Annotated in this window: 3 rRNA genes; all 3 read left to right on the forward strand. The window is 58.5% G+C overall.

The window, feature by feature from the left end:
• Positions 1-3 precede the first annotated feature (3 nt).
• The 3 genes from AB0F68_RS35045 (at position 4) to rrf (ending at position 5,206) form a co-directional block, all read left to right on the forward strand.
• Positions 4-1,518: ribosomal RNA gene (locus tag AB0F68_RS35045) — 16S ribosomal RNA — on the forward strand.
• A gap of 375 nt (positions 1,519-1,893) precedes the next feature.
• Positions 1,894-5,001, forward strand: a 23S ribosomal RNA gene (locus AB0F68_RS35050).
• Between the two features lie 88 nt (positions 5,002-5,089).
• A 5S ribosomal RNA gene (rrf, locus tag AB0F68_RS35055) occupies positions 5,090-5,206 on the forward strand.
• Together the 16S, 23S and 5S rRNA genes form the textbook arrangement of a ribosomal RNA operon.
• Positions 5,207-5,253 lie beyond the last annotated feature (47 nt).

Consider the following 5,253-nt stretch of genomic DNA (forward strand, 5'->3'; position numbering starts at 1 on the left):
TTTTTGTTGGAGAGTTTGATCCTGGCTCAGGACGAACGCTGGCGGCGTGCTTAACACATGCAAGTCGAGCGGAAAGGCCCTTCGGGGTACTCGAGCGGCGAACGGGTGAGTAACACGTGAGCAACCTGCCCTAGGCTTTGGGATAACCCCGGGAAACCGGGGCTAATACCGAATATGACCTGGCCTCGCATGAGGCTTGGTGGAAAGTTTTTCGGCCTGGGATGGGCTCGCGGCCTATCAGCTTGTTGGTGGGGTGATGGCCTACCAAGGCGACGACGGGTAGCCGGCCTGAGAGGGCGACCGGCCACACTGGGACTGAGACACGGCCCAGACTCCTACGGGAGGCAGCAGTGGGGAATATTGCACAATGGGCGGAAGCCTGATGCAGCGACGCCGCGTGAGGGATGACGGCCTTCGGGTTGTAAACCTCTTTCAGCAGGGACGAAGCGTAAGTGACGGTACCTGCAGAAGAAGCGCCGGCCAACTACGTGCCAGCAGCCGCGGTAAGACGTAGGGCGCGAGCGTTGTCCGGATTTATTGGGCGTAAAGAGCTCGTAGGCGGCTTGTCGCGTCGACTGTGAAAACCCGCAGCTCAACTGCGGGCCTGCAGTCGATACGGGCAGGCTAGAGTTCGGTAGGGGAGACTGGAATTCCTGGTGTAGCGGTGAAATGCGCAGATATCAGGAGGAACACCGGTGGCGAAGGCGGGTCTCTGGGCCGATACTGACGCTGAGGAGCGAAAGCGTGGGGAGCGAACAGGATTAGATACCCTGGTAGTCCACGCTGTAAACGTTGGGCGCTAGGTGTGGGGGGCCTCTCCGGTTCCCTGTGCCGCAGCTAACGCATTAAGCGCCCCGCCTGGGGAGTACGGCCGCAAGGCTAAAACTCAAAGGAATTGACGGGGGCCCGCACAAGCGGCGGAGCATGCGGATTAATTCGATGCAACGCGAAGAACCTTACCTGGGTTTGACATGGCCGCAAAACCGGCAGAGATGTCGGGTCCTTCGGGGGCGGTCACAGGTGGTGCATGGCTGTCGTCAGCTCGTGTCGTGAGATGTTGGGTTAAGTCCCGCAACGAGCGCAACCCTCGTTCGATGTTGCCAGCGCGTTATGGCGGGGACTCATCGAAGACTGCCGGGGTCAACTCGGAGGAAGGTGGGGATGACGTCAAGTCATCATGCCCCTTATGTCCAGGGCTTCACGCATGCTACAATGGCCGGTACAATGGGCTGCGATACCGTGAGGTGGAGCGAATCCCAAAAAGCCGGTCTCAGTTCGGATCGGGGTCTGCAACTCGACCCCGTGAAGTCGGAGTCGCTAGTAATCGCAGATCAGCAACGCTGCGGTGAATACGTTCCCGGGCCTTGTACACACCGCCCGTCACGTCACGAAAGTCGGCAACACCCGAAGCCGGTGGCCCAACCCTTGTGGAGGGAGCCGTCGAAGGTGGGGCTGGCGATTGGGACGAAGTCGTAACAAGGTAGCCGTACCGGAAGGTGCGGCTGGATCACCTCCTTTCTAAGGAGCACCTTCACCCGAAAGGGTGTAAGGAGCCCGCGGCCCGCGGATGTCGGGTCGGGGTGCTCAATGGCGGAGACACTGGCGAGTCTTTCCCTGGCAACGGCCGGGTTCCTTCTAGTACGGCCACCTTCACCGGTGGTGTGGAACGAAGTCCTGGTGCGGCTGGGGGAGGATGCAAAGCACCCTGTTGGGTCCTGAAGGAACAACCATTGGTTGTCTTTCAGAGCCTTGAGCGGAGCGTGAGCTCCGCAGGCTGCCAGGCATGACCTGGCCTCGCATACCGCCGGCGGAATTGCCGGGCTGGTGTGGGGCGCATCAGGTTGTGGGTTGGTCGTTTGTTGAGAATTGCACAGTGGACGCGAGCATCTTTGTGGTCAAGTTGTCAAGGGCGAACGGTGGATGCCTTGGCACCAGGAGCCGATGAAGGACGTGGGAGGCCGCGATAGGCCTGGGGGAGCTGTCAACCAAGCTGTGATCCCAGGGTGTCCGAATGGGGAAACCCGGCACCAGTCATGTGGTGTCACCCACACCTGAACACATAGGGTGTGTGGAGGGAACGCGGGGAAGTGAAACATCTCAGTACCCGTAGGAAGAGAAAACAACAAGTGATTCCGTGAGTAGTGGCGAGCGAAAGCGGATCTAGGCTAAACCGGCTGCGTGTGATACCTGTCAGGGGTTGCGTGGTCGGGGTTGTGGGACCCCGCTGAGTGTACTGACATGCGCTCGAGGAGTTACAAAGTCAGTGGCTAGTCGAACAGTCTGGAATGGCTGACCGTAGACGGTGATAGTCCGGTAGGTGAAAGTTGCTGACCTTCTGTGGGTGTTCCCGAGTAGCGGCGGACCCCTGAAATCTGCCGTGAATCTGCCAGGACCACCTGGTAAGCCTAAATACTTCCTGGTGACCGATAGCGGACGAGTACCGTGAGGGAATGGTGAAAAGTACCCCGGGAGGGGAGTGAAATAGTACCTGAAACCGTTCGCCTACAATCCGTCGGAGCCTTGCGGGGTGACGGCGTGCCTTTTGAAGAATGAGCCTGCGAGTTAGTGGCATGTGGCGAGGTTAACCCGTGTGGGGGAGCCGTAGCGAAAGCGAGTCTGAATAGGGCGCTGTAGTCGCATGCTCTAGACCCGAAGCGGAGTGATCTAGCCATGGGCAGGCTGAAGCGCGGGTAAGACCGCGTGGAGGGCCGAACCCACCAACGTTGAAAAGTTGGGGGATGACCTGTGGTTAGGGGTGAAAGGCCAATCAAACTCCGTGATAGCTGGTTCTCCCCGAAATGCATTTAGGTGCAGCGTCGCGTGTTTCTTGCCGGAGGTAGAGCACTGGATGGTCTAGGGGGCCCACAAGCTTACCGAAATCAGCCAAACTCCGAATGCCGGTAAGTGAGAGCGCGGCAGTGAGACTGCGGGGGATAAGCTTCGTAGTCGAGAGGGAAACAGCCCAGATCACCAGCTAAGGCCCCTAAGCGTGTGCTAAGTGGAAAAGGATGTGGGGTCGCATAGACAACCAGGAGGTTGGCTTAGAAGCAGCCACCCTTTAAAGAGTGCGTAATAGCTCACTGGTCAAGTGGTTCCGCGCCGACAATGTAGCGGGGCTCAAGCACACCGCCGAAGCTGTGGCATTCACATTTCAACCTCGCTGGGACTTGATTCCTTGTGCAGGTGTGTGGATGGGTAGGGGAGCGTCGTGCCGCGAGTGAAGCAACGGGGTGACCCAGTTGTGGACGCGGCACGAGTGAGAATGCAGGCATGAGTAGCGAAAGAAGGGTGAGAAACCCTTCCGCCGGATGACCAAGGGTTCCAGGGCCAGGCTAATCCGCCCTGGGTGAGTCGGGACCTAAGGCGAGGCCGAGAGGCGTAGTCGATGGACAACGGGTTGATATTCCCGTACCCGCGAAAGAGCGACCCTGACGAACCTCGCTGTGCTAACCACCCGAACCGCCGGCGACCTTCGGGTCAATGGTGGGGAGCGTGGGAACCTGGCGGGTAGTAGTCAAGCGATGGGGTGACGCAGGAAGGTAGCTGAGCCCGGCCGGTGGTTGTGCCGGGGTAAGCGTGTAGGCCGTGCCGTAGGCAAATCCGCGGCGCATATAGGCTGAGACGTGATGCCGAGCCGATTCAGGTGAAGTCAGTGATCCTATGCTGCCGAGAAAAGCCTCTAGCGAGTTCTTAGCGGCCCGTACCCCAAACCGACACAGGTGGTCAGGTAGAGAATACCGAGGCGATCGGGCGAACTGTGGTTAAGGAACTCGGCAAATTGCCCCCGTAACTTAGGGAGAAGGGGGGCCGGAGACGTGAAGCCCCGCGCGGGTGGAGCGTTGTATGGCCGCAGAGAGCAGGGGGAAGCGACTGTTTACTAAAAACACAGGTCCATGCGAAGAAGTAATTCGATGTATATGGACTGACGCCTGCCCGGTGCTGGAACGTTAAGGGGACCTGTTAGCTCTTCGGGGCGAAGCGGAGAACTTAAGCGCCAGTAAACGGCGGTGGTAACTATAACCATCCTAAGGTAGCGAAATTCCTTGTCGGGTAAGTTCCGACCTGCACGAATGGCGTAACGACTTCCCCACTGTCTCAACCACAGGCCCGGCGAAATTGCATTACGAGTAAAGATGCTCGTTACGCGCGGCAGGACGGAAAGACCCCGGGACCTTTACTATAGCTTGACATTGGTATCCGAATTAGCTTGTGTAGGATAGGTGGGAGCCGGTGAACCATCAACGCCAGTTGGTGGGGAGGCAATCTTGAAATACCACTCTGGTTGATTTGGGTATCTAACTTCGGACCGTTATCCGGTTCAGGGACAGTGTCTGGTGGGTAGTTTAACTGGGGCGGTTGCCTCCTAAAGGGTAACGGAGGCGCCCAAAGGTTCCCTCAGCCTGGTTGGCAATCAGGTGTTGAGTGCAAGTGCACAAGGGAGCTTGACTGTGAGACTGACAGGTCGAGCAGGGACGAAAGTCGGGACTAGTGATCCGGCACTGGCATGTGGAAGCGGTGTCGCTCAACGGATAAAAGGTACCCCGGGGATAACAGGCTGATCTTCCCCAAGAGTCCATATCGACGGGATGGTTTGGCACCTCGATGTCGGCTCGTCGCATCCTGGGGCTGTAGCAGGTCCCAAGGGTTGGGCTGTTCGCCCATTAAAGCGGTACGCGAGCTGGGTTTAGAACGTCGTGAGACAGTTCGGTCCCTATCCGCCGTGCGCGTAGGATACTTGAGAAGGGCTGTCCCTAGTACGAGAGGACCGGGACGGACGAACCTCTGGTGTGCCAGTTGTCCCGCCAGGGGCACGGCTGGTTAGCTACGTTCGGAAGGGATAACCGCTGAAAGCATCTAAGCGGGAAGCTCGCTTCAAGATGAGGTATCCCACCCACTTTGTGGGGTAAGGCCCCCAGCTAGACGACTGGGTTGATAGGCCGGAAATGTAAGCCCGGTAACGGGTTCAGTTGACCGGTACTAATAGGCCGAGGACTTGACTACCAAGCTGCTACGCGTCCACTGTGCAACTCCCGACAAACGAACAACACCCAGCAACGGCTGGTCGAGTTGTTTGATATGTCGATAGAGTTACGGCGGTCATGGCGGAGGGGAAACGCCCGGTCACATTCCGAACCCGGAAGCTAAGCCCTCCAGCGCCGATGGTACTGCACTCGGGAGGGTGTGGGAGAGTAGGACACCGCCGGACAACCTTTCCAGTCAGGGCCACCCTTCGGGGTGGCCCTGACTGCGTTT

Source organism: Micromonospora sp. NPDC023966 (genome assembly GCF_040639095.1).
Taxonomy (GTDB): domain Bacteria; phylum Actinomycetota; class Actinomycetes; order Mycobacteriales; family Micromonosporaceae; genus Micromonospora.